Origin of the sequence: Paenibacillus enshidis (genome assembly GCF_042136365.1) — a bacterium.
Classification (GTDB): domain Bacteria; phylum Bacillota; class Bacilli; order Paenibacillales; family Paenibacillaceae; genus Paenibacillus; species Paenibacillus enshidis.
Window position 1 is genome coordinate 18,974 of sequence record NZ_JBHHMI010000020.1, and the last position, 26,438, is coordinate 45,411.

The 26,438-nt window shown below is 53.7% G+C and carries 23 protein-coding genes; 18 read left to right on the plus strand and 5 right to left on the minus strand.

What is annotated here, in order from left to right; translation table 11 throughout:
* Positions 1-3: 3 nt before the first annotated feature.
* The 8 genes from ACE41H_RS18710 (at position 4) to ACE41H_RS18745 (ending at position 9,232) form a co-directional block, all read left to right on the plus strand.
* Positions 4-1,299 (plus strand): ABC transporter substrate-binding protein, encoded by a 1,296-nt coding sequence (locus ACE41H_RS18710; RefSeq protein ID WP_375357079.1) that lies wholly within the window; start codon positions 4-6, stop codon positions 1,297-1,299.
* Positions 1,300-1,493: 194 nt separating this feature from the next.
* Positions 1,494-4,595 (plus strand): DEAD/DEAH box helicase, encoded by a 3,102-nt coding sequence (locus tag ACE41H_RS18715; RefSeq protein ID WP_375357080.1) that lies wholly within the window; start codon positions 1,494-1,496, stop codon positions 4,593-4,595.
* Positions 4,596-4,606: 11 nt separating this feature from the next.
* Positions 4,607-5,305: a phosphoribosylglycinamide synthetase gene (locus tag ACE41H_RS18720; RefSeq protein ID WP_375357081.1), complete on the plus strand. Its 699-nt coding sequence runs from the start codon at positions 4,607-4,609 to the stop codon at positions 5,303-5,305.
* A gap of 138 nt (positions 5,306-5,443) precedes the next feature.
* Complete coding sequence (locus ACE41H_RS18725) at positions 5,444-6,385, plus strand: M15 family metallopeptidase (RefSeq protein WP_375357082.1); 942 nt, start codon at positions 5,444-5,446, stop codon at positions 6,383-6,385.
* 170 nt (positions 6,386-6,555) lie between these two features.
* Positions 6,556-7,083 carry a hypothetical protein gene (locus tag ACE41H_RS18730; protein ID WP_375357083.1) on the plus strand — a complete coding sequence of 176 codons (528 nt, stop codon included), beginning with the start codon at positions 6,556-6,558 and terminating at the stop codon, positions 7,081-7,083.
* Positions 7,080-7,463, plus strand: coding sequence for a hypothetical protein (locus tag ACE41H_RS18735; protein WP_375357084.1), 384 nt, complete (start codon positions 7,080-7,082; stop codon positions 7,461-7,463). The genes ACE41H_RS18730 and ACE41H_RS18735 overlap by 4 nt, the downstream gene beginning before the upstream one ends.
* A gap of 3 nt (positions 7,464-7,466) precedes the next feature.
* A complete protein-coding gene (locus tag ACE41H_RS18740) occupies positions 7,467-8,831 on the plus strand; it encodes a glutathionylspermidine synthase family protein (protein WP_375357085.1) in 1,365 nt (454 codons plus the stop codon).
* Entirely contained in the window at positions 8,828-9,232 is a 405-nt protein-coding gene (locus ACE41H_RS18745; RefSeq protein ID WP_375357086.1) for a DUF350 domain-containing protein, read from the plus strand. Before ACE41H_RS18740 ends, ACE41H_RS18745 begins: the two co-directional genes overlap by 4 nt.
* Positions 9,233-9,816: 584 nt before the next feature.
* Here ACE41H_RS18745 and ACE41H_RS18750 read toward each other — a convergent pair.
* Entirely contained in the window at positions 9,817-12,126 is a 2,310-nt protein-coding gene (locus ACE41H_RS18750) for a UvrD-helicase domain-containing protein (RefSeq protein WP_375357088.1), read from the minus strand.
* 332 nt (positions 12,127-12,458) lie between these two features.
* On the opposite strand from ACE41H_RS18750, the gene ACE41H_RS18755 reads away from it, so the two are divergent.
* The 3 genes from ACE41H_RS18755 (at position 12,459) to ACE41H_RS18765 (ending at position 14,503) form a co-directional block, all read left to right on the plus strand.
* Positions 12,459-13,214, plus strand: coding sequence for a zinc-ribbon domain-containing protein (locus ACE41H_RS18755; protein ID WP_375357089.1), 756 nt, complete (start codon positions 12,459-12,461; stop codon positions 13,212-13,214).
* Between the two features lie 64 nt (positions 13,215-13,278).
* A complete protein-coding gene (locus tag ACE41H_RS18760) occupies positions 13,279-14,076 on the plus strand; it encodes a TrmB family transcriptional regulator (protein WP_375357091.1) in 798 nt (265 codons plus the stop codon).
* 133 nt (positions 14,077-14,209) lie between these two features.
* Complete coding sequence (locus ACE41H_RS18765) at positions 14,210-14,503, plus strand: hypothetical protein (protein WP_375357092.1); 294 nt, start codon at positions 14,210-14,212, stop codon at positions 14,501-14,503.
* A 495-nt stretch (positions 14,504-14,998) separates the two neighbouring features.
* Here ACE41H_RS18765 and ACE41H_RS18770 read toward each other — a convergent pair whose 3' ends face one another.
* The gene (locus ACE41H_RS18770; protein WP_375357093.1) at positions 14,999-15,925 is read right to left on the minus strand and encodes a transposase; all 927 of its coding nucleotides are present in this window, start codon (positions 15,923-15,925) and stop codon (positions 14,999-15,001) included.
* Positions 15,926-16,295: 370 nt separating this feature from the next.
* On the minus strand, positions 16,296-16,796 hold the full coding sequence (mscL, locus tag ACE41H_RS18775; protein WP_375357095.1) for a large conductance mechanosensitive channel protein MscL: 501 nt from the start codon (positions 16,794-16,796) through the stop codon (positions 16,296-16,298).
* A gap of 226 nt (positions 16,797-17,022) precedes the next feature.
* On the opposite strand from mscL, the gene ACE41H_RS18780 reads away from it, so the two are divergent.
* Together ACE41H_RS18780 and ACE41H_RS18785 are read left to right on the plus strand one after the other, a co-directional pair.
* On the plus strand, positions 17,023-18,264 hold the full coding sequence (locus ACE41H_RS18780) for an outer membrane protein assembly factor BamB family protein (protein ID WP_375357096.1): 1,242 nt from the start codon (positions 17,023-17,025) through the stop codon (positions 18,262-18,264).
* Positions 18,265-18,401: 137 nt separating this feature from the next.
* Positions 18,402-18,482, plus strand: coding sequence for a putative holin-like toxin (locus ACE41H_RS18785; RefSeq protein ID WP_355319187.1), 81 nt, complete (start codon positions 18,402-18,404; stop codon positions 18,480-18,482).
* Positions 18,483-18,686: 204 nt separating this feature from the next.
* Here the strand turns inward: ACE41H_RS18785 and ACE41H_RS18790 are convergent, their stop codons facing one another.
* Together ACE41H_RS18790 and ACE41H_RS18795 are read right to left on the minus strand one after the other, a co-directional pair.
* Positions 18,687-18,977, minus strand: a complete 291-nt coding sequence (locus ACE41H_RS18790) for a transposase (RefSeq protein ID WP_375357147.1) — start codon at positions 18,975-18,977, stop codon at positions 18,687-18,689.
* 66 nt (positions 18,978-19,043) lie between these two features.
* The gene (locus ACE41H_RS18795; RefSeq protein WP_375357098.1) at positions 19,044-20,183 is read right to left on the minus strand and encodes an MGDG synthase family glycosyltransferase; all 1,140 of its coding nucleotides are present in this window, start codon (positions 20,181-20,183) and stop codon (positions 19,044-19,046) included.
* 669 nt (positions 20,184-20,852) lie between these two features.
* On the opposite strand from ACE41H_RS18795, the gene ACE41H_RS18800 reads away from it, so the two are divergent.
* The 5 genes from ACE41H_RS18800 (at position 20,853) to ACE41H_RS18820 (ending at position 26,417) form a co-directional block, all read left to right on the plus strand.
* Positions 20,853-21,041, plus strand: coding sequence for a hypothetical protein (locus ACE41H_RS18800; protein ID WP_018887082.1), 189 nt, complete (start codon positions 20,853-20,855; stop codon positions 21,039-21,041).
* A gap of 239 nt (positions 21,042-21,280) precedes the next feature.
* Entirely contained in the window at positions 21,281-22,183 is a 903-nt protein-coding gene (locus ACE41H_RS18805) for an ABC transporter ATP-binding protein (protein WP_375357099.1), read from the plus strand.
* The gene (locus tag ACE41H_RS18810) at positions 22,176-23,483 is read left to right on the plus strand and encodes an ABC transporter permease (protein WP_375357100.1); all 1,308 of its coding nucleotides are present in this window, start codon (positions 22,176-22,178) and stop codon (positions 23,481-23,483) included. The genes ACE41H_RS18805 and ACE41H_RS18810 overlap by 8 nt, the downstream gene beginning before the upstream one ends.
* 269 nt (positions 23,484-23,752) lie before the next feature.
* Positions 23,753-24,310: a pyridoxamine 5'-phosphate oxidase family protein gene (locus ACE41H_RS18815; protein WP_375357102.1), complete on the plus strand. Its 558-nt coding sequence runs from the start codon at positions 23,753-23,755 to the stop codon at positions 24,308-24,310.
* Between the two features lie 373 nt (positions 24,311-24,683).
* Entirely contained in the window at positions 24,684-26,417 is a 1,734-nt protein-coding gene (locus ACE41H_RS18820; RefSeq protein ID WP_375357103.1) for a cache domain-containing sensor histidine kinase, read from the plus strand.
* Positions 26,418-26,438: the final 21 nt, after the last annotated feature.

Sequence of the window (26,438 nt, forward strand, 5' to 3'; positions counted from 1 at the left end):
CATATGAAAAAAATCGGTACAATGGTGTTCATGCTCGTAATGGCCATGGCTCTGATGCTGACTGGCTGCGGTGGGGGCCAGCAGGGAGGCGGCAACGCGGCAGATGGTGGAGGTGGCGGGGGCGGAGAAAAAATAATTCATATTTTCCAGTTCAAAGTGGAAATTGCCGAAGCGCTGAACAAACTCAAGGAAGAGTATGAAGCGTCCCATCCCGGCATCAAGCTGGACATTCAGACCGTCGGCGGGGGGAGCGATTATGGCGCAGCCCTGAAGGCAAAATTCGCGGCAGGCGAGCAGCCGGATATTTTTAACGTAGGCGGATACCGGGAGCTGGACACCTGGCTTGAGTATCTGGAGGATTTGTCCGACCAGCCGTGGGTTGCTGACGTCGTGGATGTCGCCAGGGAACCGATGACCAAGGACGGCAAGCTGTACGGGCAGCCGATGAATCTGGAGGGCTACGGATTTATTTATAACAAGGATTTGTTTGCCAAGGCAGGCATTACGGAGATACCAACGACGCTGACGGAGCTGGAGGCTGCGGCGCAGAAGCTGCAGGCAGCCGGAATTACCCCGTTCTCCAACGGGTATCAGGAATGGTGGGTGTTCGGCAACCATTTGCTGAATGTAGCCTTTGCCAACCAGGACGATCCGGCGGCGTTCGTTGCTGGCCTGAATGACGGCTCGTTGCAGTTTGCAGGCAATCCCGTCTTTGAAGAGTGGTTCAAGCTGTTTGACCTGACGCTGAAATACGGTAACGAAAATCCGCTGACGACAGACTACAACACACAGGTAACGAACTTTGCTACCGGCCAGGCAGCCATGATGCAGCAGGGCAACTGGACGCAGGTGCAGATTGACGGCATCAGCCCTGATCTGAATCTGGGCATTCTGCCGATGCCGATTAATGATGATTCAGCCCGTAACGACAAATTGTTCGTCGGTGTCGCCAACAACTGGGTTGTCAATAAAAATTCGCAGGTGAAGGACGAGGCCAAGGAATTCCTGAACTGGCTGGTCACATCTGAAGAGGGCAAGCGCTACATCACCAAGGAGTTCAAGTTCATTCCTGCGCTGAAGAGTATTGAAGCGTCACCCGAGGATATGGGCGATTTGGGGGCAGAGGTCGTGAACTACAGCACGCAAAACAAGGTCATGAACTGGAACTTCAGCAACTATCCTGAAGGGGCGGCCCAGGAATTCGGAAGCTCTATGCAGGCGTACGCCGCAGGCAAATTAGATAAGGCGCAGCTGCTGGAAGAGTTTCAGAACACGTGGAATAATCTGAAGGCGAAGTAATGTGCATACAGGCCGGGTGGCCGGGTGCACAGCATAAAGGATGCCGCGACTCTTGGGTCGCGGCTTTTTGTCGCAGACGGACAGAGGTGGGATAATGTCCCATGACGTTAACTTTTTACAAAAGGGTTTTGAAAAGATTGGGTTTTCGTATATGATGGAGTGTAACAATTCGAAAGGCTGGACGGGAGACAGACATGGATCAACCGCTGTATGGAATTTGGCTCGGAGATGTATTTTTTTGTTTTTCCGGTGAAACATCGGAACCACGTGTAGACGCATGGAGCAGTATCATACGCAAAATGAAGCTGAAGGACGGCTCACAGCCCTTCCGTCAGGCTGCCCTCCGGCTGGCGGAGCTGCGCCTGGCCGGCCCATCGCGGCAGGAGCCGGTCAATGGAGGCAAGCGGCGGGCCATGCTTGGCCGGATGCTGGAGGGGCTTGCGATTGACCGGAAAGAGACGGCCGCCTTGCTTCTGCGGCTGAACGAGCGGGATTGCGCGGCTGCCGGCGTCCGTCTCGGCGAGGAGATCGGATATTGGCAGAAAGCAGCGCTGTTTGCGCTGGAACTGATGCAGCAGGGAGAGATCGTCCCCGGCTTGAGGGAGCCGCAGCAGAGCGGGGCAAGACGGCGTGGCGGAAAGGAGACCGCAGTGGGGGTATGGCTTCCGCGGTTGAACGGGGAAGAGAACATCGCCCGGTTCCGTGAGCTGGCCACGGCTATGCCGGCCATTGCTCTGGCGGCGCCGGCCGCTTTTGCCGGGAGCGAGCCGGGATCGCGCGAGGAAGCTGCCTGTACAGTGCTGCATTCCTTTATGTCCGCGATGATCCATGCGGAGACGACGGCCGCCATCGCTCAGGCAGAGCGGGAGCTCGGCAAATACCGGGCGGATTACCGCCGTGGCAGATCCCCGCTGGCAGAGCTGTGGTGGAACAGCCTGCTCACAGGCTCGCGCCCCCTGCCGGTGCAGGGCACAGCAGCTGAGCTGGAAGACCTGACGGAACAAGTCTCTTCGCTGCCGGGCGCAGCGATTCCATATATTGAACGGGAGGAGAAGGAGCCGGAGGAGGGCAGTCTGCGGTTATGTCTGCGGCTGGAGCCCCCGCTGGAGGAGTTGAAGGAATGGCGTGTGTCCTTCTGGGCCGAAAGCGATGTTGAGCCGGGCATGCGACTGCCTGCAGGGGTCATTTGGTCCTATCCGGAGCGGGACCTGATGCGCGGGGATGTCGTGTACCGTGATGTCCATGTACAGCTCCTCATGGTGCTGGGCAGGGCGTCCGAGCTGTCAGCGCACATTCGGGAGACCTTGCGGCATTCCCGCCCGGAAGGCTTTCTGCTGGAGCCGGAGGATTTCTTCCATTTCCTTGCAGAGGCGATTCCGCTGCTGCAAAAAAGCGGGGCTACCGTGCAGATGCCCTCACGCTGGAGCCGTGAAGGACGGCGCCGGGCAGGACTCAGGCTGCGGATGCGGGAAGCAGGGCAGGCGGAAGGGCCTTCCTCACCGCTGGGCATGAGCCGGGTCGTCGCTTTTAACGCGGAGGCGGTCCTTGGTGGAGCGAAGCTGTCCGTGGAGGAGCTTGAGGCCATTGCTGCCGCTAACCTGCCTTATGTCAAGCTGCGTGGCGAATGGGTCGAGGTGGACCCGAAGGAAATCCGGCAGGTGCTCCGTTTTATGAAGAAACAGGAGGAGGGCGAGATGTCCTTCTCCGAGTGGCTGCACCTGGCAGCAGAGCAGGATACGGCGGGCGAAGCCGTATGGAAAGGGCTGTCCATCTACGGAACGCAGTCTTTCGGCCTGCTGGCCTCGCTTGCCGAGGGCGGGAGCCTGCGTTCCGTCAGACCGCGTCCTGTGCCTGCCGAGCTGCACGGACAGCTCCGCCCTTACCAGGAACGGGGTTACCAGTGGCTGGCGGCGATGCGTGACCTGGGCTTTGGGGTGTGCCTTGCGGATGATATGGGGCTTGGCAAAACCGTGCAGGTGATTACCTGTCTGCTGGATTACAGGAAAATCCGCACAGAGAACGGGCCCGCCTTGATTGTCTGCCCCACCTCCCTGCTGGGTAACTGGCATCGTGAGCTGCAGCGGTTTGCCCCCGACCTGTCGCTCTATATCCATCACGGAGGGCAGCGGGTGCACGGGCCGGACTTTCAGGAGCAGGCGCGAATGCATGACATTGTGCTGACGACCTATCATCTGGCAGGCCGGGATGGGCCGGATCTGTCGTCGATCACCTGGTCGTCGATTGTCCTTGATGAAGCGCAGTATATTAAAAATGCCCGCACCAAGCAGTCACAGAGCGTCATGAAGCTGTCCGCCCTGCACCGCATCGCCATGACAGGCACACCTGTCGAGAACCGGCTGAGCGAGCTGTGGTCGATATTCCAGTTTTTGAATCCCGGGTATCTCGGGACTGCTTCATCCTTCCGTCATCGTTATACGACGGCCGGGGAGGAGCGGGGGGTGGCGATGCGCGAGCTGCATCGGCTGGTGTCGCCCTTTATGCTGCGCAGGCTCAAGAGTGATCCCGACATCCGCAAGGATTTGCCGGAGAAGCTTGAGCTTAAATCGTACTGTGCGCTGACGCCTGAGCAGGCCGGTATGTACCGGGGCGTGGTGGATCAGCTGATGGGCCGCATTGACGGACAGATCGGCATCGCCCGCAAAGGTCTTGTGCTGTCTTCGCTGACCAAGCTGAAGCAGATCTGCGATCATCCCGCGCTGCTGGCTCCGGGGCGGAACGATCTGGCCAAGCCGGAGTCCTCCGGCAAAATGCAGCGGCTGCTGGAGCTGGTGGAGGCGATCCGGGAGAACGGCGAAGCCGCACTCATCTTCACGCAGTATGTAGGAATGGGCGAGCTGCTCGTATCCCGGCTGGAGCGTGTATGTGGGCAAAAGCCGTTCTTCCTGTACGGTGGGCTGTCCAAAGCACAGCGGGACGAAATGGTTCAGCGCTTTCAGAATGGCGACGGTCCCGATTTGTTCGTGCTGTCCCTGCGTGCCGGTGGCGTGGGCTTAAATCTGACCCGGGCCAGCCATGTGGTGCATTATGACCGCTGGTGGAATCCGGCGGTGGAAAACCAGGCAACGGACCGCGTCTTCCGCATCGGGCAGAGCCGGAACGTGCAGGTGCACAAGCTGATCTGCCAAGGGACGCTGGAAGAGCGGATCGATGAATTGATAGAGAGCAAAAAGGCGCTCTCCGAGCAGGTTGTCGGCTCCGGTGAGAACTGGCTGACGGAAATGTCAGACGAAGAGCTGCACGGACTGATTTCCCTGCAAAACGACATCTGGGTATAAGGGGGCGCGTTATGCAAGTCAAGCTGCAAATATCCGCAGGGCACTGGGAAGCGGAGTTCACGCCTGCGGGCGGGAATGGCCCGGATTCGGCTGCATCAGCCGGTTGCCGGGTTGCCGGGACCGCTCCGCTCCTTACAGCGGAGCGGAAGGAAGAGCTGCTGGCAGAGCTTAGGGAATGTCCGCTGGAGCTGTACAAGCTGCTCCAGGGTCAGGACAGTCCCTTGCTGGCCGCGCACGGTCTGCCGCCTGTGAAGGCGGAGACATGCTCCTGCGGAGACGCGGCCTGCCGGCATGCGACCGCCGTGGAGCAGACGCTGGCCAGCGAGCCGCTACAGCGCCTGGAACTGGCGGGCCTGCCGCGGGAAGAGCTGTTGCGCGGGGTCTTCGCCGCATGGCCGCAGGAGCCGGAGGGGGCCTCCTCCGCTGCAGCCATGGCGGGAGCTGGCACTCGTAGCATCAGCTCACGTGGTGGCGCGGCCATCAACGAATGGATAGCCGGGGCGGCCGCAGAGGGCACGCTGCACAGGCCCGGGCCGGGCTTCCATTCGTTTGAGGTCAAGCTGCCGCAGGAGCTTGAAGCGGGCGGCGGCGGGCCGGATGCGGCGAAGCTGCTGCCCGGTCTGCCACGCGCCGTGCAGGCGCTGGAGCTGATCCGGGAGAAGGCTGCCGCCCGCGCCAGAGAGGCGTATTTGTCTAAAAACAGCGAATAACGCCGTATAAGGCCGCATACCGGAGCAGTGTAGCGCAGATGTGCGCGAAGAGCCTTCATTTGTGTTTCATCCTGTCCCCTTTTCGTGTAAAATGGAAGCTGGTTGTCTAATTTACATGATAAGGAACGGAGAAACGCAATGAAACGAAATAAAGAAACCCTATTATATGGAACAAAGCTGCTGTTTCCGGCGCTGCTGCTGCCGGGCCTGCTGTTAGCAGGCTGCGGGACGGGCGGCGCGGGAGCTCAGGACAGCCCGCAAGCTAATCCCCCGGCCGCTGGCGGCCAGACTGTGAAGCCGGTACAGCCGGACACGTCCGCCGCCGGGGAGAAGGAAGCAGATACGGACCCGTCGGCCCCCAACACTGGCGGTGAAGGGAAGGCCGCTGCCGATGACAGCAATAAGGGTGCGGAGACTGCTGATCCGGTTCTGGCGGAGCGGGCAGCAAGCTCGCTGCAGACAACCGCCAAAAAAGTGAATGGAGTCGCCGTCGTTACCAATGCCACCGCCCAGACGGTGATCGTCAATAAACAGCGCAGCCTGCCCAAAGGGTATGAGCCTTCCGATCTGGTGGTGCCGGATGTTCCGTTTTCCTTCGATGGCCCGCATGAAAAGCGGCATATGCGTAAGAAAGCGGCAGGGGCGCTGGAACAGCTGTTCGCGGCTGCGAAGCAGGATGGCATCAAGCTGCGCGCGGTGTCTGGCTACCGTTCCTATGCGCGGCAGAAAACGATCTACAATAACAATGTAAAAACCAAGGGTCTGGAGTATGCGTCAAAAGTCAGTGCCGTTCCCGGCATGAGCGAGCATCAGACAGGCCTGGCGATCGATGTGTCCAGCCCAAGTGTAGGCAACGCGCTGGAGCAGTCCTTTGGCAGCTCCAAGGAAGGCAAATGGCTGGCAAAGCATGCTCCGGAATACGGCTTTGTCATTCGTTATCCGAAAGGGAAGCAAGATATCACCGGTTACATATATGAGCCGTGGCACATCCGTTACATCGGCATCGACCTGGCGAAGGATGCGGCAAGCAAGAAACTGACCCTGGAAGAGTACTTTGATGAGGATCATATTAAGTTGTAAGTGGTACGGATAAGCATACAGCCTGTCCGTCCGTTTCAAGAGCCGTCTTCAGCTGAAGGCGGTTTTTTGTTGCTGTTTTTTCCAAAACTGAACCTGCAGTCAGAAAATCGCGTATAGTTGTAAATAGTGCCATAATCAACAGTTGCTGATGCGCGCGTCCGTATCGGTCTGTGACGAAGCAGGCAGACACTGCAAATGAAGAAAGGAAGGGAACAGCTATTTATTATTCGCTTATGTACCGGGAATGGTCTGAGGAAAAAAAGAGGGAGGTCCGCAGTCTGGCGCATGAATCCGTATCAGGCGATGAGCTTTTTTTAAGAAAGCTTGTCGATGCGACATACCTGAACGGGCGCTTGTGGGGACATACCTCTCATGAAAATGAAGACAACCTGGCTCATTCCATCTATGTGACGCCATTTAAGGAGCAGGTGTCTGAGCCATATGCTTCAGCGATTATAGATGTCGTATCCGGAGAACGATCCGCACCGTCGATAGTAAAGCCCACGTACTGGTTATGGAACGGACATGGCTTCCATCCCATGGAGCGAAATGAAGCTTCGGTATTCACGCTGGAACTGGCGCGGCGGCTGTTGGACCACTATACCGTGCTGGAGGGAAGGACTTATCAATATTTATATTCCGTGCTGGATAGCGGCCGCAACAGCGTGCATTTCTTCCTGGAGGAGGTCGATTTATGATGCGTGAGGAGTTCAAAACGGAGGTGCAGTCAGACCCCAGCACAGGTGTGAGCGGGCTGCCTTTCGTCCGGGCCGAAAGCCTGACAACCGATAGGGACGAAGGCCACGCTGCCAAGCCGGGCTCCAGGGTGAAAATGGCAGCCTTTGCCCTGATGCTGGTCGTCCCTGCTGCACTGACGGGCTGCGGTAATGATGATGACTGCAATGACCCGGATCATTATAATTCGAACGCCTGTAACTCCAATTCAAATGGCGGTTCGTATTATGGTGGCTCCTACTATGGAGGCTCCCAAAAAAGCGGCTCCTCCTATAAATCAGGCTCATCACACAGCGGCTTCGGCAGCGGCGGCTCTGCCAGCGGCTTTTTTTCGGGAGGTTGAGGAATGCGCCGGATTGTACAGCTGTCCACCCGGCATGATGATTTGTTTACCGGCAGCATTGCCGGACAAATTCCTTATCACCGGATGTATGGCAAGCAGTATTGCCTGCCCGCGTTAACCGTGTACGGGCGCAGGGAAATGGATGAGCTGATCTATGCGTCGGAAGCGGTTGATGCCCTCTATCGTAAAGTGCTGGCATTTGTGCAGGAGTATATGCCGGACAGCTATCTGACCGGCCCTCTGGGCATGCATCCCGATCTGCTGCGCGCGGCGCGCATGCCTGTCCCCTATGGCGGCATTACCCGCCAGGATTGGATTATTGGCGAGCAGGGCATGAAATGTATCGAAAACAATACGGATACCCCGACAGGTATTCCGGAGGCGGCTTATCTCGAAGGCGAGCTGGCGCGCTTGGCAGCGGTTCCGGGCTTGACAGCCCCCTCACAAGGGATGAACAGGCGGCTGCAGGAGACGCTGTCGGCGCTGATCGGGTTTTACAGGCAACAAGGGCTGGATGGAAAAGTCTTCTTTACATGTTATGACTGGCATCTCGAGGACCGCATGAACACTCGCTATCTGATGAGGATGTGTGAGGAGGCGGGTTTTGTGGCAGCATATGCGCCGCTTGAAGAGTTGGAGATCATTCCGGATGAAGGGCTGTTTCACCGGGAGGAGCCGATCCGCATCCTGTACCGCCTGTATCCGCTGGAATATTTAATTCATGACCGGGAGGAGGACAGCGGTCTTGAGGTCGGGTACGAGCTCATCCGTTTGGTGGAGCAGGGCAAGCTTGGTCTGATGAACCCGCCGCAGCATATGATCAGCCAGAGTAAAGGCTTTATGGCCACCATCTGGTCGCTGTATGAACGGAATGAGCAGACCCCGGAGTTTTGCGGGTTCCAGCTATTCGATGACAGGGAGCTGGAAATCATCCAGACGTACCTGCTGCCTACTTATTTTGATGCCACGCCTTTTGAGCAGACCGGAACCGCCTATGCGGCCAAAGGCATGTGGGGACGGGAAGGCAAGGGAACACAGCTGATGAATACCGCTGGTGAAGCGGCTGGGGAGGAACGTTCTCCGGTTGAAAAGAAGGCTTTAACAGCTGAAGAGGCGGCTGAAGCGGCCGCAGCCGCAGCTTATTACAATGAACAGCCCAAGATTTATCAGCGCTTTTGGCCGATGCAGGAAGCTGCAGCCGCTACGGAGGAAGGGCTTTACAAGGGACATCTTCTGACAGGCATCTTTGTTGCAGGAGGCAAATTTGCAGGGGTGCTGCCAAGGATCGGGGAGAAGGTCACTGGAGATATGGCCTATTACTGCGCGGCAGTGGTTGAACCGGATGAAGAGGAGGAGGAGAACACTTGAGTCAATTCGGATTATCTATAGTTAATTTGGGGATCGGTATCATCCTTTTATTTGTTGTGCTGGTTGCCGGTTATTTTGTATTCAGTAAAATCACCCGTTATAACGATAACGAGGAAATGGCGCGTGGCAACGAAGCGGCGGGCATCTACATGGGCAGCAAAATGCTGGGCTTGTGCATCATTGTCGGCATGGTGTCCTTCAGCACCCATTCCTGGGTGGATATGCTGATCTGGTCGGTAATTGGCATCGTGATCCTGTCCCTGGTCTATATTGTTTTCGACTGGGTGACACCGCGTACGAAAATTTGCGAGGAAATTGCAAAAGGCAATATGGCCCTGGCCCAGCTGCTTCGCTCGATTATCATCGGCGTTTCGCTGGTTATCGGCACATTTTTAATGTGATCTTTCTGGTCAAAAGAGCGAGTATAGGTGGCTGATTGCCATCAATACTCGCTCTTAAGGTTATCACAGCCGTTAATGGCTCCAAGAAAGTTGATTTCAAACTATAGCGGTTGCGATAGCGCTTATTTCACTATAACCTGGGTAATTTCACCTAGTTCAAGGCAAATAACGGCGGTCACAACCGTTAGAGTTTAGAAAAGACCTTTTTCCGTAAAATAGCAGCTGCGGAAACCGTTAGATTTCCGGCGGTTCAATATCGGCTCGAAAACCTTAGTTTTGGCGGAGATCTGAAAAGCATCAGGGCTACAAGATAACTTGTGCAAGAGTTAATGCAACGCCAGTGCCTCGGGTTGAATTCAGGGCAAGAACTTTCCGAAATGGCACGTCCGGGTATAATTACAAAAAGTCGAGAACAGTGAGAACTTAGACCTGTGCTCGACTTTTTTATTAACAGAAATCGCCGGAGATTGGCGATTTCTTTCTGGAATAAGTGGGACATGCACGAAGCAGCGGTGAGGCCGTTATTTAATCATGAAGTAATCGCTTTAATTGTACACCATAATAAACCCTGTGAGCAAAAACGGTCAGCGTGCTGGCACGCTGCGTGTTCCCTCCTGCATGGGTGAAGAACATAATGGGCATAAAGGAGGAGTCTCGCCGGTATGCTTGATGTCCTTTCTGATCCATGCGCTGCAGGCGGTAGAGGTGCAGTTCCACACCGGGACGGTGATCATTCGTGCCTTGCTATGATGATCACGGGCCTGCGCGCCGGATCTGGCGTGAGCACCGGGGCGCTGGGCCTGCGGGTCCCCGGAGGGGGCGGATGGCTTCACACCATAAGCTTCAAGCAAAAAGCGCGACAGCGCGGCAGGCTTGCCGTGATTGGCGGCAGGTGATGTGATGTACAGCATCTGTTTCGCCCTTGTAACTGCCACATACGCCAGCCGCCGTTCTTCCTCCAGGAGCTGCTCCGGATCGGCCTGGGCGCCGGATGTGACAGAGGTCAGCAGATCCTCCGGGGGCTCCTTGCCGAGTGCGGTGCTGTGGGGAAGAATGCCTTCGCTGGCACCGATCAGGTAGATGCAGGGAAACTCCAGCCCTTTGGCGCGGTGGATAGTCATCAGGCTGACAGCGTCGCCATCGGCGGCGGTGCGCAGCGTTTCCATATCCCGGTGGCGTGCGGACAGCTCGTCTGCAAAAGCGACAAATTCCTCTACCGTATCAAAGCGGCGTGCGGCAGTCTCCAGCTCCTCCAGGCTTTCCTGCAGCGTTTCTTTATAATGTGTCCAGGTCCCGGGGTCCCCGCTTTCCAAATATTTATCATAAAATGCCCTGCGCATCTCCTGAATCGCCAGCAACGGTTTCATCGCTGTCAGGCTTTTGATCAGCCGGATGCGCTCCTTGACCTGCTCCTGCTGAAAGTCGCGCAGCCGTTCCCAGCGGGCGAGGTGAATCAGCGGGTACTTCTTGGGCTGCTTCTTCTCTTCCTTCTGGATATGCTCCATGCCGGTTTCGCGTGGAACATAAAGCGGTCCGAGCGCGCTTGGGATACATTCCATGCGGCGGGGATCAAGCGCCAGGCGCAGATGGTCCATCAATGGCCGGATCAGGGACTGATCGTAGAAAACAGTTCCGGCCCCGTACTGGATAAAGGGAACATCCCGCATCACCAGCTGCTCGAAGATGGAGCGGCTGCCGCTGGCCGTGCGGTGCAAAATGGCAATATCGCTGTAGCGCAAAGTTCCTTCCTCCACCTGGTGCAGCAGATGGGACACGACGTGAATGGCCTCCTCTTCCGGGTTGGACGGAGTAAAGAACTGCGGCTCCAGCCCTTGCCTGCCGGCGGAGACAAGCCTCTTGGCACGACGCTTGCGGTTTTTGGCCACGATGCTGGAGCCGAGGCCCAGAATTCTTGCGTCACTGCGGTAATTAATGTTCAGTGTAATGACTTTGGCGTCCTTATAGACCTTGTCAAACTGCAGTATGGATTCCTGGCGAGCCCCGTTAAACGTGTAGATCGTCTGGTCGTCATCACCCACCACCATCAGATTGCGGTGCTTGGCGGCCAGCCTGCGCACCATCTCGTATTGCAGCGTATTGGTGTCCTGGAACTCATCCACCATAATATAGGCAAACCGCTTCTGCAGCGGAACAAGCACCGCAGGATCGTGCAGCAGTCTGGATGCCCGCAGCATAATATCGTCAAAATCCATCTTCTGACGTTCCTTCTTCCAGTCCTCATAAGCAAGCAGAGCCTGTTTCGCGTCCCTTTCCTCCTGACTGTTCTCCGGCAGCTCATGTGCGGAGCGCCCTTCCGCTTTCCATGCCGACAATGCGGACAGCAGCGTTTCCGGCTGATAAGCCTCACTGAGGCGAAGCTGGCGCAGCAGCATTTTCATGACCGTGTGCTGGGCCTGGGTCTCCCCGAAGATGTCCTCCGTCACTCCTTGATGGCGGAGCAGGGCGAGGGCAAAGGAATGGAAGGTGCGCGCCTGCACCGCCCGTGCTGCAGCCGGCCGTATGCCGGGAAGGGCCGCGATCCGTTCCTTCATCTCGGCAGCGGCTTTGCTGGTGAACGTCACCAGCAGAATGGACGAAGGCGATACGCCGCGCACCGCCATCAGATAACCGGCGCGGGCAGCCAGCACGGTCGTCTTTCCGCAGCCAGCCCCGGCCAGGGTCAGCAGCGGGCCTGGGCCGTAACGGACGGCTTCAAGCTGCGGCCTGTTCAGCAGAATGCCGGCCTGTTCAAGGGCGCGGAAATAGAAGGCGTCCGCTTCATTCTCTCCGACAAGCTGAAGGCTTGTATCCGTCGCAGCAAGCCCTGCCTCCGGGAGGGGCAGCTGATATGAAACCCCGAGAGGGCGGGGGTAAAAACTGGTATTTGAATCCATACGGTGAAACCTCACTCATTCTAATATCTCTGTGAATGTACGTCGATATCCGTTTTTGTTATGATAGACATGATTGCCTCGATGTCATTTTTTTAGAACTCTATTATACCGGAGATCGACCTGTCCCGACAGGCTTCTCCACTCTTTTCCGACATGGGAGAGACATTATTGGACACAAAGAAGTTTCCAGCAGCAAAGTTATCTATTATAGTAGATTATAGAAATTTATAAAAACTATAATTTTAATTAAAGAAATTGAGCTGTTTATGGGAATTAAGATCAGGCTGCGGCAGCTGTCTGTCGACACCCCATTAGCTGATAGGAGGATTTGTATGAATCTGTTGCAAAAGATTAAAAACGGCGCCAACAAAGCCACTGAAAAAGCCCAGCATGCTGTGGAAATCCAAAAAATGAACTCACAAATCGCTACGATACAGCAGGAAATGGATGTGCATTTTTTGAAAATGGGCCAAGTCTTCTACGAGGGCTACCGTCTCAGGGATATGTTGATTGCTGAAACCGAAATGACCCGGCTGTCGGGAGCCTGTGATGAGCTGCAGGAGGAAATCGACAGCATTCGCAGCCGCATCGCGGAGCTTAAAAATGAACGGCTGTGCGAATGCGGCGCTTCTGTGCCGCAGGATGCCAACTTCTGTCCGAAATGTGGACGCAAGCTCGTGGACGAGAACGCGTCGCAGCAAGCGGCCGCCGCGCGTGAGCAGGCTCCCCAGTTCAAGGACAGCGCTATTTTCAGTTATGCGGACCATGAGGCAGAGCACCCATTGGAGAAGAAGCCATTCGAGACGCCTGAGCTGGATGGGGATGATCTTACGCAATCGGATTTTACTCCAGAGGAAAAAGCGGAATTTGATGCAGAATGGGAGCGCCGCCGCCATGAGGAACTGGAGCATGAACGTCAGCAGGAGCTGGATGAGCGTATCCGCTATTGGAAATCCAACAATCAGAATGAGGAACAGGAGTCTGTGGAGACTCACTCGGCAAGGGGATTGGTGAAATGCCAAATCTGCACGGCCGAGCTTCCGAAAGGTTCCAAATGGTGTCCGCGATGCGGGGCGGAACAGATTTAATGCAGCCGCGCCGGCAGCCCTATGCTAGCTGGCAGGTTCTCGACAGCACGGGGGGACGGAAAGTATGGAACAATTGCTGCATCATTTGAAAAATCTCGGCTTTACGGATCTGGAAGCCAAGGTGATGGTTGAGTTGGCACAGGGTGGAGCGGCTTCAGGCTACGAGGTATCCAAGAGGACAGGAGCCTCCCGCTCCAATGTATATGCGGCACTGCAGAGGCTGGCAGGCCAGGGCTTCCTGCGCGTCGGTGAAGGGGAGCCTGCCCGGTACAGCATGCTGCCGGTGGAAGAATTGACACGCATCATTTCCGGCCGGCTGCAGGAATCGCTGGAGACGGTGGAACGAAAGATGCCGCGGCAAGAGCATGAGCAGGCTCCGTTCCACAACCTGGAAGGAGACAGGGATGTGATGACCAGCCTTGCGCGTGAGCTCGGTGGGGCGAAGCATGAAATCGTCGTGGATGTAAGGCGCGAAGAAGTGGCGCTGGTGCTCGACATGCTGGAACAGGCGGAGCAGCGTGGAGTCAAGGTGCTCTGGGCCTGTGACAGCGGCGAAGCGGCGCTCGGCCAATGGCTGCCGCGTGGCGCCTTCGAAACGGAGCCAATACCGGGGGGCCGCAAATTTTCGTTTGTCGTTGACCGCCGCTGGTGCATGCTCGGCATGAGGGGAGATAGCGGAGCTGCGCAGGCTGTTGTCACGGAGCATCCTGTCATGACAGAGCTGCTGCTGAATCAATTTGCCCAGGATATCGTTCTCTACGAAATGGAAAACGACATGGGCGCTGAGCTGTCTGTCCGTTACGGGTGGCGGTATGAGAACATCATCGGCAAATATGTTTCCGGCGGACCGCGCAGCATCTGACATTCCGTCATTTCCCCGTCTTCAACGCCCCAGCTTCAGAAGAGCCTGGCAGACGGAGGTGTAATATTCCGAATCGGGTAGGGTAAGCTGGTAATAATCAGGGCAATAACGTGGAAAAAGGAGCTGGGCAGAAATGGAGTGTATCGTTCATTTTCGTGTTGTGCATGAGCAGGAGACGAAGGAGCTGCGCGGATTGATTCTGGTGGAGCAAGGCAGCCAGCCAAGCGTGCAACAGATTATTGACATGCTCGGCCATATGGGCTACGAGGTTCGCCAGGATTCTGCGGATGAGCTTGTGTTCAGGCCGGCGGATGCCGGAGCCGATTACCGGTATATCCGGATTACAGAGCTGGATACGGGGGAAGAGGTATACCGGGAGGACCGCCATTTGCGCATGCTGCTGGAAAACCTGCTGCCACGGCATTAATAACTCAACTTTCGCAGAGCCCAAATCTACTTCAACCTTTGTAGCTACTGGGTTCTGAGGAATTCGAATCCCCTTCTAGTGCTTGGCAGTCAAGCCGCCCGTCGATCGTGGCAAGACATGTGATACTCGCTTTTCAGGAGCTTTGCATGATTATCCCGTTGGATCAGGTACAGAAAAACAGAAAACCGGGAACCGAAAATACACTTTAGGCACGTTAAAGTAAATAACGGAGCAAATGAGGCACAAAAATGCCTGTTGTTACGCGATTCAGGACCATCGAATGGGTCTATTATTTTTTTTGGATCGTGCCTGATGGAGAAGCAGATCGGTTCGAGGTCATGAGACGTTCTTTGGAGAAAACAGAGCGTTTAGGTGATGAAACCGACCGAGAGAAAAGGAGGGAGCGGAGCAAGGCACCGAAAAAAATAAAAAGACCCGGGTCCTCGTTACCGCTTGAACCTGAATTTTTCCGATTTCCTCGTTCAAGCCCTGCGATCAGGACGCAGCCGCAAGAGGCTGAACCGGTTGGCGTGCAATCAGTCGGCGGTAAGGGATCGCCGGAATCGCCACGCCTATGTACAGCAACTTCTGCCACATCGTTCCTTCCGCTCCGGACAGGTGCGTTTCTTCCCCTTCGGTTAGGCGCAGTCGGCGGCGTCCGGTGTACTCGTTGAGGTACGCCTGCAGATGCTTTGTTCCTAAGGCTACATACGTACGCTTCAGCGATTTCCACGCCTCTCTCACCACTTTCCGCAAGGGCGTATACAGCCGATAGGCTTGAAGGAACGATTGTACCGCTGATGCACGGACATCTACCTGTTCGTTGATGAATGCAGCGAGTTCGTGACGATTCGCTCTTTGCCTATCTCCCTTCTTCTGCGGTACCAGGCGGATTTTGACCTGCTCCAGCTCGCCCGACTCCGTGACCGTGCACCCGGCTACGACCACCGAAGCATGCGGATGAGAAAACTGAGGCCGGGACGGATTACACCCATACAGGTCGCTGTTCACCTTCACGTCTCCGCAGAGCAGCTCCCGGGCATCGAACTCCCCGATGGCATGGCGGATTCGATGAAGCATTGCCCAGGCGGTCTTGTAGGTGACCTGGATCACCTGGCTCAGCCGCATTGCCGAGATGCCATCGGGGAGCAGGAACAACTCCAGCGCCTGGAACCACTTGGTCAGGGGGAGATGAGTTCGTTCAAAAATCGTGCCAACCAAAGCCGACGTTTGATGCGCACACCTGGCGCATTCGAACATGGGGATGCGCCGGGAAGTTAGACGACTGCAGCGGGTATGGGCGCAACGCGGGCAGACGAAGCCGTTCGGCCACTTCATCGCGATCAATGCCTCCATGCAGGCCTGCTCGTTGTGATAACGACTGCTAAAGGGTTGAAGTTCCGTTTCCACTTGGACTTCCATGTCTGCTCGCCTCCGAATCCATAATCTACGAACATAAGTTCTTTTTTCATTATACCAAACACACGTTCCTATTTCAAGCCAGACATCCCACTTGAGCTGCCTCTTTTTTTCTTATCTATTTTCTCTTTATTCCTTCCCCTAGGCCCCCAACCCTCAACCCCCGCATTCTGATCAAAAGGGATAATGGTGCAAGGCTGTATGGAGAGGCACCAAGCACCAAGCACCAAGCATCAGACACCAGACACCACCCTTTATAGACACCATCTCACTCGGGCTAAACCTTAATTACTCGCTAAATAAAACATCCGCCGGTGCAACCACCGGCGGATGTTTCCTTTTTGAAAATAGATGCCTGTTTTGTAACAGTTCATCAAGCTTTCTGGCCCGCTTCCTCCAGCATGGAGGTGCAGTGTGAGCAGCGTACCGCTTTTATAGGCACTTCCGAAAGGCAGAAAGGGCATTCCTTTGTTGTTCTCTCTTCTTCCGCTTTCTCGGCCTTCTCCTGTTTGCGTCTCAGCATGTTGATGCCTTTCACGAGCAGAAAAACGCAGAATGCCACAATCAAAAAGTCGAGCACCACATTAATGAACTGCCCGTAGGCTATGACGACCGCGCCTGCTTCCTGGGCTTGAGCAAGGGGGAGCTGATTGCCCGCCGCACCGGTAGTCTTGTCCGGGTCCAGCGAAAAGTAAAGGTCGGAGAAATCCGCGTCTCCGAAGAGTTTTCCAACTGGCGGCATAACGATGTCATTAACGACAGAGGTCACAATTTTATTGAACGCGGCCCCGATGATGACGCCGACCGCCAAATCGATCACATTGCCGCGCATTGCAAACTCTTTGAATTCCTGTATAAAGCCTTTGCCACTCATTTAAGTAATTGTCTCCTCTCCCACCGCCGATTCTCTTCGGCGTACTGCATTTTATTGTACACAAAACACGGCCTTTGCAAAATATGCTAAGTGACTTTTGCAGAATAATATGCCAGCTGTTAAAATAGATATAGAATCATAACTATGTTGCGTACATGCCGCCTGTATATGCGTTCTGGCGGTTTTGTGCGTTGAGCAGGTTTAAGAAGCAGGAGGTAAGATGATAATGATTACGAAAAATTGGAAGTTATGGGCAGGTGCCGCACTGACTGCGGTGCTGTTGGCGGGTGTTCAGCCTGGAGTAAGCTCTGCAGCGCAGGTGGAAGAAACGGCTGTGAAGCTGACACAGCCGGCCTTTTGGGTTGCTCCTGTTCTCCCGGCTGCCGGTGAACAGAACAATACAGAGAAAGCCGTGGAACGGAGCGTGCATGCCGTGCCTGATCAGGGGCTCGTTTATATCTATACCCGCCAGGCTGTGAGTGCAGGGAAGGATGCTGCAGGTTATTTGGACATTTTGCAGGCTTATAATGATCAGACGGGTGAGCTGAAATGGCAGTATGAACTGCATAAGGAAGGTAAGCCTTACGCTGCAAGTACCCAGATGATGTACACAAAGGCCGGAGAGATCTATATTTATGCTCAATACACGGATGGAACAGCCCGCATCCATGCCGTATCATCGCAAGGAAAGGAGCTATGGACTCAGGAAGTCGCCAGCGGCAGCAAGGTCAGTCTTGTGAGCAGCAGCAAGCTGCTTGTTTATAAGGAAAGCGAGCCTTCCTGGGACGGATCGGTATCCACCACATTTACCCAATATTCCGATACAGGCAAGTATATTAACCAGAGCATGCTTAATGGCACAGTAATTTCCGCCGGGAACGGCAGGGTTGTGATGAATACAGATCGTAAGGTTAAGGTCGATAAACAGTGGCAGGATACAGATCATCCGGGGATTAATATATTGGACGATTCCCTGACCTTATTGGATTCTTATGCTTTCCCTACCACCACCAAAATTTCCGGAGCCGGAAATCCGGTGATTGTTCTGGACGACGATACGCTGCTCATTCGGGCTGCGAGCGACACACAAGGAAGCATCTTGATCGGATTTGATGAGGATGGGGAGAAAAAGTGGGAACGCCGTGTTCCTGAAAGCGCCTTGATTGAACCGGCCGGTGCTGGAAGCTATGCAGTCTATGCCGATGGTAAAATCGAACTTTACAATGTATTCAACAAGATGGTGGAACGCACGTTTACCTCTGTTCCTTCTGATGCTGTGAGCATGGAGCAAACAGAAGATGGCAAGCTGCGATTGGTTCTTGGCTCTAACGTATATGTATTGGACCCGCAGACTCTGAAAACAGGCAAATTGTATAAACTGGACTATCAGAACAGCCCTTACGATACGACAGATAAAGCAGTTTTCTCGATCGTGAACAACCAGCTTGCGAAAGGTTTGGTCCGTTAAGCGGAAAGCCGGAGTAGATTAGCACTACATTTTTAAGAAAAAAAGCCCCGGATCGGGGCTTTTTTGGTATAATCAGCTAGTACAACTTAACGGCTAACAAGGGCGGTCGGCTAATCTCCCGGAAGGGAGGTGAGGCTATGGAGGTTTTTCAAGCACTGTCATTGATGTTCATGTTTGGCATGTTCATTATTGCTTTGCTGACTTACCTTAAGAAATAGACCGCCCGAGCAAGGAATCGGTCTATTTCCAGTACTGATTTCCGACAGCCAACCGCTCTTTTAGCGGTGTTGTACAGGGGGCCGGGTGCAACCGGTCCTTTTTCTATTCTTATGTTACCATATAAAATTTATTCTTTTCAATAATTTTTCCTGCCGAATTTTAGGGATAACAATAAAATTCGGCAGCGATGATGCGGGGAGAAATCAAGGGTGTCCAGGATGCCCGCTCTTCTTTTCCTTCCGCGGATGCGTAATTTTCCCCAGCTTGTCCGTGTCGTTTTCCTTGGGAACGAGCCGCTCATCCGTCTTTCCTTCATGGTGGTTGTCGAAGGCATACTCGGTCAGCTTCCATTCGCTTTTTCCCAGCACCAGATCTGCCGGAAAATGCTGTCCCCGCTTCAGATGCTGCGCATGGCCGTCTTCATCTTCATACACACCGTCAATTTCCACATGTTCTCCCGAAAGCGGGAGCATATCTTTATCGTCAGAACTCATAATATCTCCTTCCGTCACGCGTCCTCCTGGTTAAAATACCCGCCGGAAAAATAAATTATGCACAACTCAGACGAAGGCGGTGACGGGAGCAAACCATTTGCTCATGATATCATCGGCGATGGTTTCCGCCGCTTGGGGCTTGCAAAGACGATTGACTGCCTGTTTCATTCGCTCTGCCTGCACAGGATGCGTAAGCAGCCCATTGACCTGTCCGATCAGTTCCTCCGCATGGCGGGACAGCAGGGCCGCACCTTTTCCTTGCAGATAAAGGGCGTTATTCAGCTCCTGGCCCGGCACGGGGCGGTAAATCAGAATCGGCAGTCCGGAGGCGATGCTTTCCGCAAGGGTGATGCCGCCGGGCTTGGTGATGACCATATCGCTTGCTTTCATCAGAGAGGGGATGTGATCCACGTATCCGAAGGTATGGATATCCGGCTGTCCGGCAAATTCATGGTCCAGATCGGACTTCAGTGCTTCGTTCCGGCCACACACGATCAGTACGCGCACATCCGGGAGACGCATGAGGCCGTGGCAGATGTCGCGAATGCCTGACAGTACGCCGAAGGCTCCGGCCATCAGGAGCACGGTACGCTTGCCCGGGGCCGCTAATTCGCCGTTGTCCAGCCACGGCGGCTCGTCTGCAGCCGTGCTGAATGAAGGATGAATCGGTATCCCGCTCGCAACGACGCGATCCGGATGCACACCTCGCGCTTTGGCTTCAAGCTTCATATCCTCGGTTGGAACATAATAGCGGTCGATATCCGGATGCAGCCAACGACCGTGCAGATCAAAGTCTGTAAGCACATTGACGATCGGCAGATTCATGCCCGTCCGGCGCCGCAATGCAGGCAGGGCCAGCTGCGGGAAGGTGTGAATCACCAGATCCGGCTGCACATGCGCCAACGTCTCCTGCAGCTTGCGCATGCCAAAGGAATGCAGGACGCTGCCGAACGGAGATCTGGCCTGCATATCCTTTGTCAGGTTGTACACCCAGCCGTAAATTTGCGGGATCGTTTTAAAGCTCTGCATATATACGAATTTGGTCAACTCATTCAGCATCGGATGAGCCTCGGCCATCAGATCCAGCAGAACAACCTCGCAGCTGCCCCGCTTGCGGAGCGCGGCCTCAATTGCACGTGAAGCCTGATAATGCCCGTTGCCGTAGCTGGCGTACAAAATCAAAATTTTCGGCTTTGCGTTCGCCATGTTGATGCCCCCATTATTCAACCATCTGTTTTTCATTATACGCTCATGGTTCAGGTCCCGACAAAAACTCCTCATTATTGGGATACTTGGCCCGGATGATTTCGTTCGCACGCATGAGCAGATGCTCGTCTACGTATGATCCTTCATGCTGTGCTGCAGACAATGCGGGAGGATGGTGATCGGTACGCTGAGCATGGGGATATACTTGTCCACGACGCAGGTCCCCTTTTTCCCGCCAACTTCTGCGGATGGATGTATTATAGCCTGTTGAACCAGGATAAAAGTAATATTTCTGTAATGTTTGTATAACAGCTGCTTCCTTTAATATTGTGCTGATGTTTGTAAGGTATACTGCAATTAATTGCCTAAGCCATTTACCGCCGAAAGTCCGATGTATATTATATCCCCCTGTAGTACAGTACTAAGAAAAAATAGACAGAAAAATGTGGATTTACCCGGAAAATGAATCTGGCTCCTGAATATGATATAATGTGATTGAGATTCAGGCAGAATCCATTCGGGTAAGTCTAGTGTCAGGTATACGGCCATTTGGAACGTTCCCGACCTAAGCTGTATTCTACTTGCTACTTCAAATGTATATGACGTAATGACTTTGCAGCATTCTCTTCAACGAAGCATTTATTTCCAACGTTTTGGGAGGGAGTTAACATGGCAACGAAAGGTCATAACGAAGTAAAGGAAAGTCTGCGGGAGATGACTCGAATTTTCCGGCCAAAGGATCCCAAAAAGTTTGTAAAAGAGTATGTACGCAAGTACCGGATTACCGGAGGGTATGAAGAGGAGCTCACCCTTGTGGTTGAAAATGAGCTTGGTCGCCTGAATTCTTCTGTCTCTTGAGCCTTAAGTCACTGATACCCATATTCAGCGCATCGGCAACGCCGTTCTTTTCACGGTAACGTGGTAAGGAACGGCTTTTTTGTGTTTTCTGAGGAGGATTCATACACCCGGATGCTGGAATACTTAAGGTATGGTCGGGCCACAAAATACGGGACAGCGAGGAGAAGGGATAAAGCATGGGGAAGACGAAAAATGTTGTGATTGCAGGATAAGACATCTGTGAGAAAGGGGAATGAGGCATGAGCATGCTGCAGCTGGAACAGGTTGTGAAGCAGTATGGGGACAAGACGGCCGTCAACGGGGTGTCCCTGCAGGTGAACAGCGGTGAAATCTACGGTTTATTGGGGGGCAACGGCGCGGGCAAGACGACCACGATGCGCATGGTGCTGGGACTGATCTACCCGGATGGCGGACGCATTTTGTATGACGGCAAGCCGTACAACGCCGAGCTCCAGCACAGAATGGGTTATCTGCCGGAAGAGCGCGGATTGTATCCGAAGGTGAAGGTCAGCGAGCAGATTATCTACCTCGCCAGGCTGCGCGGCATGTCTGCCAAGGAAGCGGACCAAAGCCTGCGTTACTGGCTGGACCGTTTCGGTGTGCCGGAATATTACGATAAGAGGATCGAGGAGCTGTCCAAAGGTAATCAGCAGAAAATGGGCTTTATCGCCGCGGCTGTTCATCGTCCGCCGATCATGGTGCTGGATGAGGCTTTCAGCGGTCTGGACCCGGTCAATGTCGAGCTGTTGAAGGATACGGTCAAAGAGCTGCACGATCAGGGCACAGCCATTCTGTTCTCTACCCACCGGATGGAGCATGTGGAGGAGCTGTGCCGCAATATTACGATCCTGCACCGCTCCAACACGGTGGTACAAGGTGAAATCAAGGAAATTAAAGACCGTTATCCACGTGAAAAGGTCCGCCTTGTAACCTCCGGGGAGATCAGGGGGCTTGAGACGATTCCCGGTGTACGCAAAGTGGAGAAGCTTGAGAGCGGCTGGATGCTGTATATCGATAAAGAAGCGGCAGCACAGCGTATTTTGCAAACGGCCATGGCCCAGGGAGATGTTCTCCGCTTCGAGATTATGGAGCCTACGTTGAATGAAATTTTCATCAAGGAGGTTGGCGAAGCTCATGAATAAAATGGGAACGGTGATCGGCTTTACATTCCGGCAAAAAGCCCGGACCAAATCGTTTATATGGACCACTATTATATTGGCACTGCTGCTTACGATTGCTATGAATATTCCTTTTTTGATTTCCATCTTCAAGGGAGATGAGGCAGGGACAACGGGCGGGAAGCAACCGGTACAAGTCGGGCTGATTGCAAATGAGTACACAACAGCCGCCGAGGAGCTGGAGCAGTACAGTTTGACCCAGTCTGCCACCCCTGTCCAATGGACCCGCTATCCAGGCACCAATGACCATGGATTAAAAACCGCCATTGCAGATGAGAAGGTAAAAGGATACGTTGAACTGGTTAAGCCTGAAGGGGGAGGAATGTTCCCGCTGGTCCGTTATACTTCCGTGGACGACGAGCCTTCACAGGGGGTGATTTCGCTCCTGCAGTCGGGACTGCAGAAGGCCAAGGCCAAAGCTGTGGCAGGAGATACGCTGTCGCCGGAGCAGCTCGCACAGATCACCGAGCCGGTGGCTATCGACAGCAGGGAGGTCAGCAGCGCCGAAGCAGGCGGTACGGATGGCGCGGCGGCGGAAGCGGATGTCGGGGACATCAACTATGCCGTGATCTATGTGCTGATGATTCTGTTCTTCACATCGGCGATGATGACCGGCAATATGATCGCAGCTGAGGTCACAGCCGAGAAGAGCTCCCGTGTGATGGAAATTCTCATTACGAGCGTAGCACCTCTGACACAGATGTTCGGTAAAATCATCGGTATCTTTTTTGTCGGTTTGCTGCAAATTTTCGTATTTGGCCTCGTTGTGGCCGGGAATCTGATGCTGCCGCACAACGAGGCTATACTGGGCGGATTTGATATGAGGCTTGCAGATCTGAACTTTGAAATGCTGATTTACGGACTGATCTTCTATGTTTTGGGCTACTTTTTATATGGTGTGCTGTTTGCCGCAGTGGGTTCGATTGTTAGCCGCACGGAAGATCTGGGCCAAGCCGTGATGCCAATTACGATGCTGTCGCTGGTCGCGTTTTATATCGGTATCTTCAACATTGGAGCCTCGGATAACATGCTGGTGAAGGTGGCGAGCTACATCCCGTTCACATCGCCGACCGTCATGCTGCTGCGCATCGGGCTCGACCGCGCCGCCGCCTGGGAAATCTGGCTTTCACTCGTGCTGCTGGTGGTGGCGATCCTCTTCTTCGGTTGGATAGCGGCGAAGATATACCGGACCGGCGTGCTGATGTACGGCAAGCGTCCGACGATCAAGGAGCTGCGCAAGGCGATGAAGGCGTACAAAATATAAGTTGGATTTTTATATATGTATTTGTGTGTGCGTAATAGCTACAAGTCTTTGAGTCAAGGCTTATATCGCCTTATTTATAACCTGAGTGTATCTATGCAAGGTAAGAATATATTTAATTTTTGCAGTGGCTTCGAATACAATGAACGTAGAGTCAAGCGCGAGGTCACCGCGGCAGTAATAGATTTGTCCCGAATGTCATAGTTCGCGCTGCCGAGGTGGTGTTCACGCGTCATTCGAACTAAAATACAAGTTTTGCGGAGGGGATTCCATTGGGAAAACAATTTCCGGCCATGCTTCCCGAGCACATGGACTTTATTCGAAAGCAGCACCTGTTCTTTGTCGGTACGGCACCGATGTCGCGGGATGGGCATGTCAATCTGTCGCCGAAGGGATATGACAGTTTCCGGATTATGTCCGAGTCTAAGGTCGCGTATTTGGATTTGACCGGCAGCGGCAACGAGACCAGCGCCCATCTCGAAGAGAACGGTCGAATCACGATCATGTTCTGCGCATTTCAGGGGCCGCCGAACATCATGCGGTTGTACGGAACCGGAACCGTAATACTCCCGGAGGACAGCGAGTGGGAGGGGGTATACGGAATGTTCGATCCGCTGCCGGGAGTCCGGCAGATCATTGTGGTCGATATATATCAAGTCCAGACGTCCTGCGGTTATGCTGTTCCGTTCATGTCGTACGAAAAGGAGAGGGATACACTCAGGCGGTGGGCGGAGCAAAAAGGCGAAGAAGGCTTGCGCAGTTACAAGCAGGAAAAGAACATGAGCAGCCTTGACCGATTGCCGACGTCCCTAGGAAAACGAAACGTATAGGGACATAGTGAAGCCAAGATCCTAACAAATCTTCAATATTTAGTATCATACCATTATACGTGGCATATCCATAACTTTTGGGCTTGCGGTCAGCATCGATGTCAAACAGCAGCCTGGCAGGTGTGGGGCCTCCAGCTACTGAGAAGGTTGCCCGCAGCTTCATTTGCTCAACAGGTCATTTTTATGTTTCAGCAGGGTCATTTTTAAGGGGATGCCAAAGTCCCTGTAGCTACTTTACAATGCAGGCCTTAAAATGAGGGGGAAATGTTTTACCAGGGAAGGGATAAGTATGGAGCATAAGCGTTGGAGCCGAAAGATAGCCTCAATGATAAGAAATATGAAGTTTCAAAATAAATTAATGGCTGGTTACCTTTTGGCTTGTGTAATCCCGTTGATCGTTGTAAGCGTCATCATTTTTCGGCAGGCGGCAGTGGAATTGGAGAGCTCATCTGAGGAATTTGCTGCTTTGTACACGTCCCAGATCAGGATTTCGCTGAATAAATTCATTAAGGAATATGACCAGATCACCAAGTCCGTATTAGTTGATAACGAGATGATTTATAAACTTGGCGAAGAACGAAAGATGTCCATAGATGAATTGGTCCTCCAAAGAGTTACCGTACAGAAGCTGCTGATGCGTGTCGCCCTGCTGGAGCCGGAGATCAGCAGCTTAATGCTCATCAGCCGGGATAACAGTGTCTACCAGTACACCAATACGACAAGCAGAGTGAATGAAACCACACTCTTATCGCAGGAGTGGTTCAAGCGGATCCGCAGCTCAGACGATACGTTTTTTATAACCGGGCTGCATGATCGCATGTACTACGATGACAAAGGAGAGGGTGCCGTAGTTACCGTGGGAAGGGTGCTGCTCAATGCCGATGGCGCGTATGCTGGTGTGCTGCTTATTGATCTGGACCCCTTCATGCTGCTGCAGCTGGACAATGATTTTGTGCTGGCCCGTGACAAATATGGCATAAGTGTCGTCATAAGCAATCACCTTGGGGAAATCGTTTATCATTCCGAGGCGGCCAGCGGCCGGATGACCTGGACACAGCTGCTGGAATCAGGCAGGGATTACACGAAGGATGCCGGGAGTCCTGAGCGGATCATTTTATCCGAGCAGACCCAAGCAGGGGAGCTGTTCATCCGGACTGAAATCCCACGGTCGAAGCTGCTTCTGAGGATTAGCAAAATCCAGGCGGTTACCGTAGTAGTCATCCTGGTGAGCGGTCTGATTGTAACCCTGATCTCCATGGCATTAAGCTATCAGATCACGAAGCCGATCAAGGCGCTCCGCAAAAGTATGAGAAAGGCGGAAGATGGTCAATATGTGCCGATTCCGGATCATCCATCCAATGATGAGATAGGAGGCCTGGTCCAAAGCTATAACAAAATGATCGTCACGATTCGCACCTTGATTGAAGACGTATATATCGCTGAGATCAAGCAGCGCAAAGCCAAATTGCTGGCGCTTCAGAACCAGATCAATCCCCATATGCTGTACAATACATTGGAATCCATTCGAATGAAAGCGCTTGCCAAGGAAGATGAGGAAGTCGCCGATATGATCAAGATTCTGGCACGAATGTTTCGGCTGGTCTTGGGCAAGGAAGGCAGACAGCATTTGGTAAAGCATGAAGTGCAGTATACAGTGAATTATTTGCAGCTCCAGAACATCCGGTTCGATCATCGATTCAGGCTGCATATCAGGCTGCCCGAGGAAATTCAGCAGTGCAGCATCATTCCCTTGGTTTTACAGCCTATCGTGGAGAACAGCATTAACCATGGTTTTCAGGGTTACAGCCGACCGATGAATATTACCATTGAAGGCATGTACACGGAAGATGGAGGTATTGTCATCCGGATTACGGATGATGGAATCGGGATGCCGCCGGCCAGGCAAGCGGAGCTGTATTCCCTCCTGAAGGATGCAGAGACGGATAAGTACAGGCTGGAGCAAACGGATGAATTGGCGGAGAATGGATTAGGTCTCAAAAATATTGCTGAACGCATCAAGCTGCATTATGGGAACCAATATTACTTGTCTTTCTCCTCAGCTTATGGAATAGGCACGACGGTCGAAATTTATATCCCCAGCACTTGAATCAATCCTGTCTGAAACGAA

What these genes read in the sequence shown, in the direction of transcription:
- ACE41H_RS18710 (WP_375357079.1), top strand. Translation starts at nt 4, where the DNA reads ATGAAAAAAATCGGTACAATGGTGTTCATGCTCGTAATGGCCATGGCT.
- ACE41H_RS18715 (WP_375357080.1), top strand. Translation starts at nt 1,494, where the DNA reads ATGGATCAACCGCTGTATGGAATTTGGCTCGGAGATGTATTTTTTTGT.
- ACE41H_RS18720 (WP_375357081.1), top strand. Translation starts at nt 4,607, where the DNA reads ATGCAAGTCAAGCTGCAAATATCCGCAGGGCACTGGGAAGCGGAGTTC.
- ACE41H_RS18725 (WP_375357082.1), top strand. Translation starts at nt 5,444, where the DNA reads ATGAAACGAAATAAAGAAACCCTATTATATGGAACAAAGCTGCTGTTT.
- ACE41H_RS18735 (WP_375357084.1), top strand. Translation starts at nt 7,080, where the DNA reads ATGATGCGTGAGGAGTTCAAAACGGAGGTGCAGTCAGACCCCAGCACA.
- ACE41H_RS18740 (WP_375357085.1), top strand. Translation starts at nt 7,467, where the DNA reads ATGCGCCGGATTGTACAGCTGTCCACCCGGCATGATGATTTGTTTACC.
- ACE41H_RS18750 (WP_375357088.1), bottom strand. Translation starts at nt 12,126, where the DNA reads ATGGATTCAAATACCAGTTTTTACCCCCGCCCTCTCGGGGTTTCATAT.
- ACE41H_RS18755 (WP_375357089.1), top strand. Translation starts at nt 12,459, where the DNA reads ATGAATCTGTTGCAAAAGATTAAAAACGGCGCCAACAAAGCCACTGAA.
- ACE41H_RS18760 (WP_375357091.1), top strand. Translation starts at nt 13,279, where the DNA reads ATGGAACAATTGCTGCATCATTTGAAAAATCTCGGCTTTACGGATCTG.
- ACE41H_RS18765 (WP_375357092.1), top strand. Translation starts at nt 14,210, where the DNA reads ATGGAGTGTATCGTTCATTTTCGTGTTGTGCATGAGCAGGAGACGAAG.
- ACE41H_RS18770 (WP_375357093.1), bottom strand. Translation starts at nt 15,925, where the DNA reads ATGGAAGTCCAAGTGGAAACGGAACTTCAACCCTTTAGCAGTCGTTAT.
- mscL (WP_375357095.1), bottom strand. Translation starts at nt 16,796, where the DNA reads ATGAGTGGCAAAGGCTTTATACAGGAATTCAAAGAGTTTGCAATGCGC.
- ACE41H_RS18780 (WP_375357096.1), top strand. Translation starts at nt 17,023, where the DNA reads ATGATTACGAAAAATTGGAAGTTATGGGCAGGTGCCGCACTGACTGCG.
- ACE41H_RS18785 (WP_355319187.1), top strand. Translation starts at nt 18,402, where the DNA reads ATGGAGGTTTTTCAAGCACTGTCATTGATGTTCATGTTTGGCATGTTC.
- ACE41H_RS18790 (WP_375357147.1), bottom strand. Translation starts at nt 18,977, where the DNA reads ATGAGTTCTGACGATAAAGATATGCTCCCGCTTTCGGGAGAACATGTG.
- ACE41H_RS18795 (WP_375357098.1), bottom strand. Translation starts at nt 20,183, where the DNA reads ATGGCGAACGCAAAGCCGAAAATTTTGATTTTGTACGCCAGCTACGGC.
- ACE41H_RS18800 (WP_018887082.1), top strand. Translation starts at nt 20,853, where the DNA reads ATGGCAACGAAAGGTCATAACGAAGTAAAGGAAAGTCTGCGGGAGATG.
- ACE41H_RS18805 (WP_375357099.1), top strand. Translation starts at nt 21,281, where the DNA reads ATGAGCATGCTGCAGCTGGAACAGGTTGTGAAGCAGTATGGGGACAAG.
- ACE41H_RS18810 (WP_375357100.1), top strand. Translation starts at nt 22,176, where the DNA reads ATGAATAAAATGGGAACGGTGATCGGCTTTACATTCCGGCAAAAAGCC.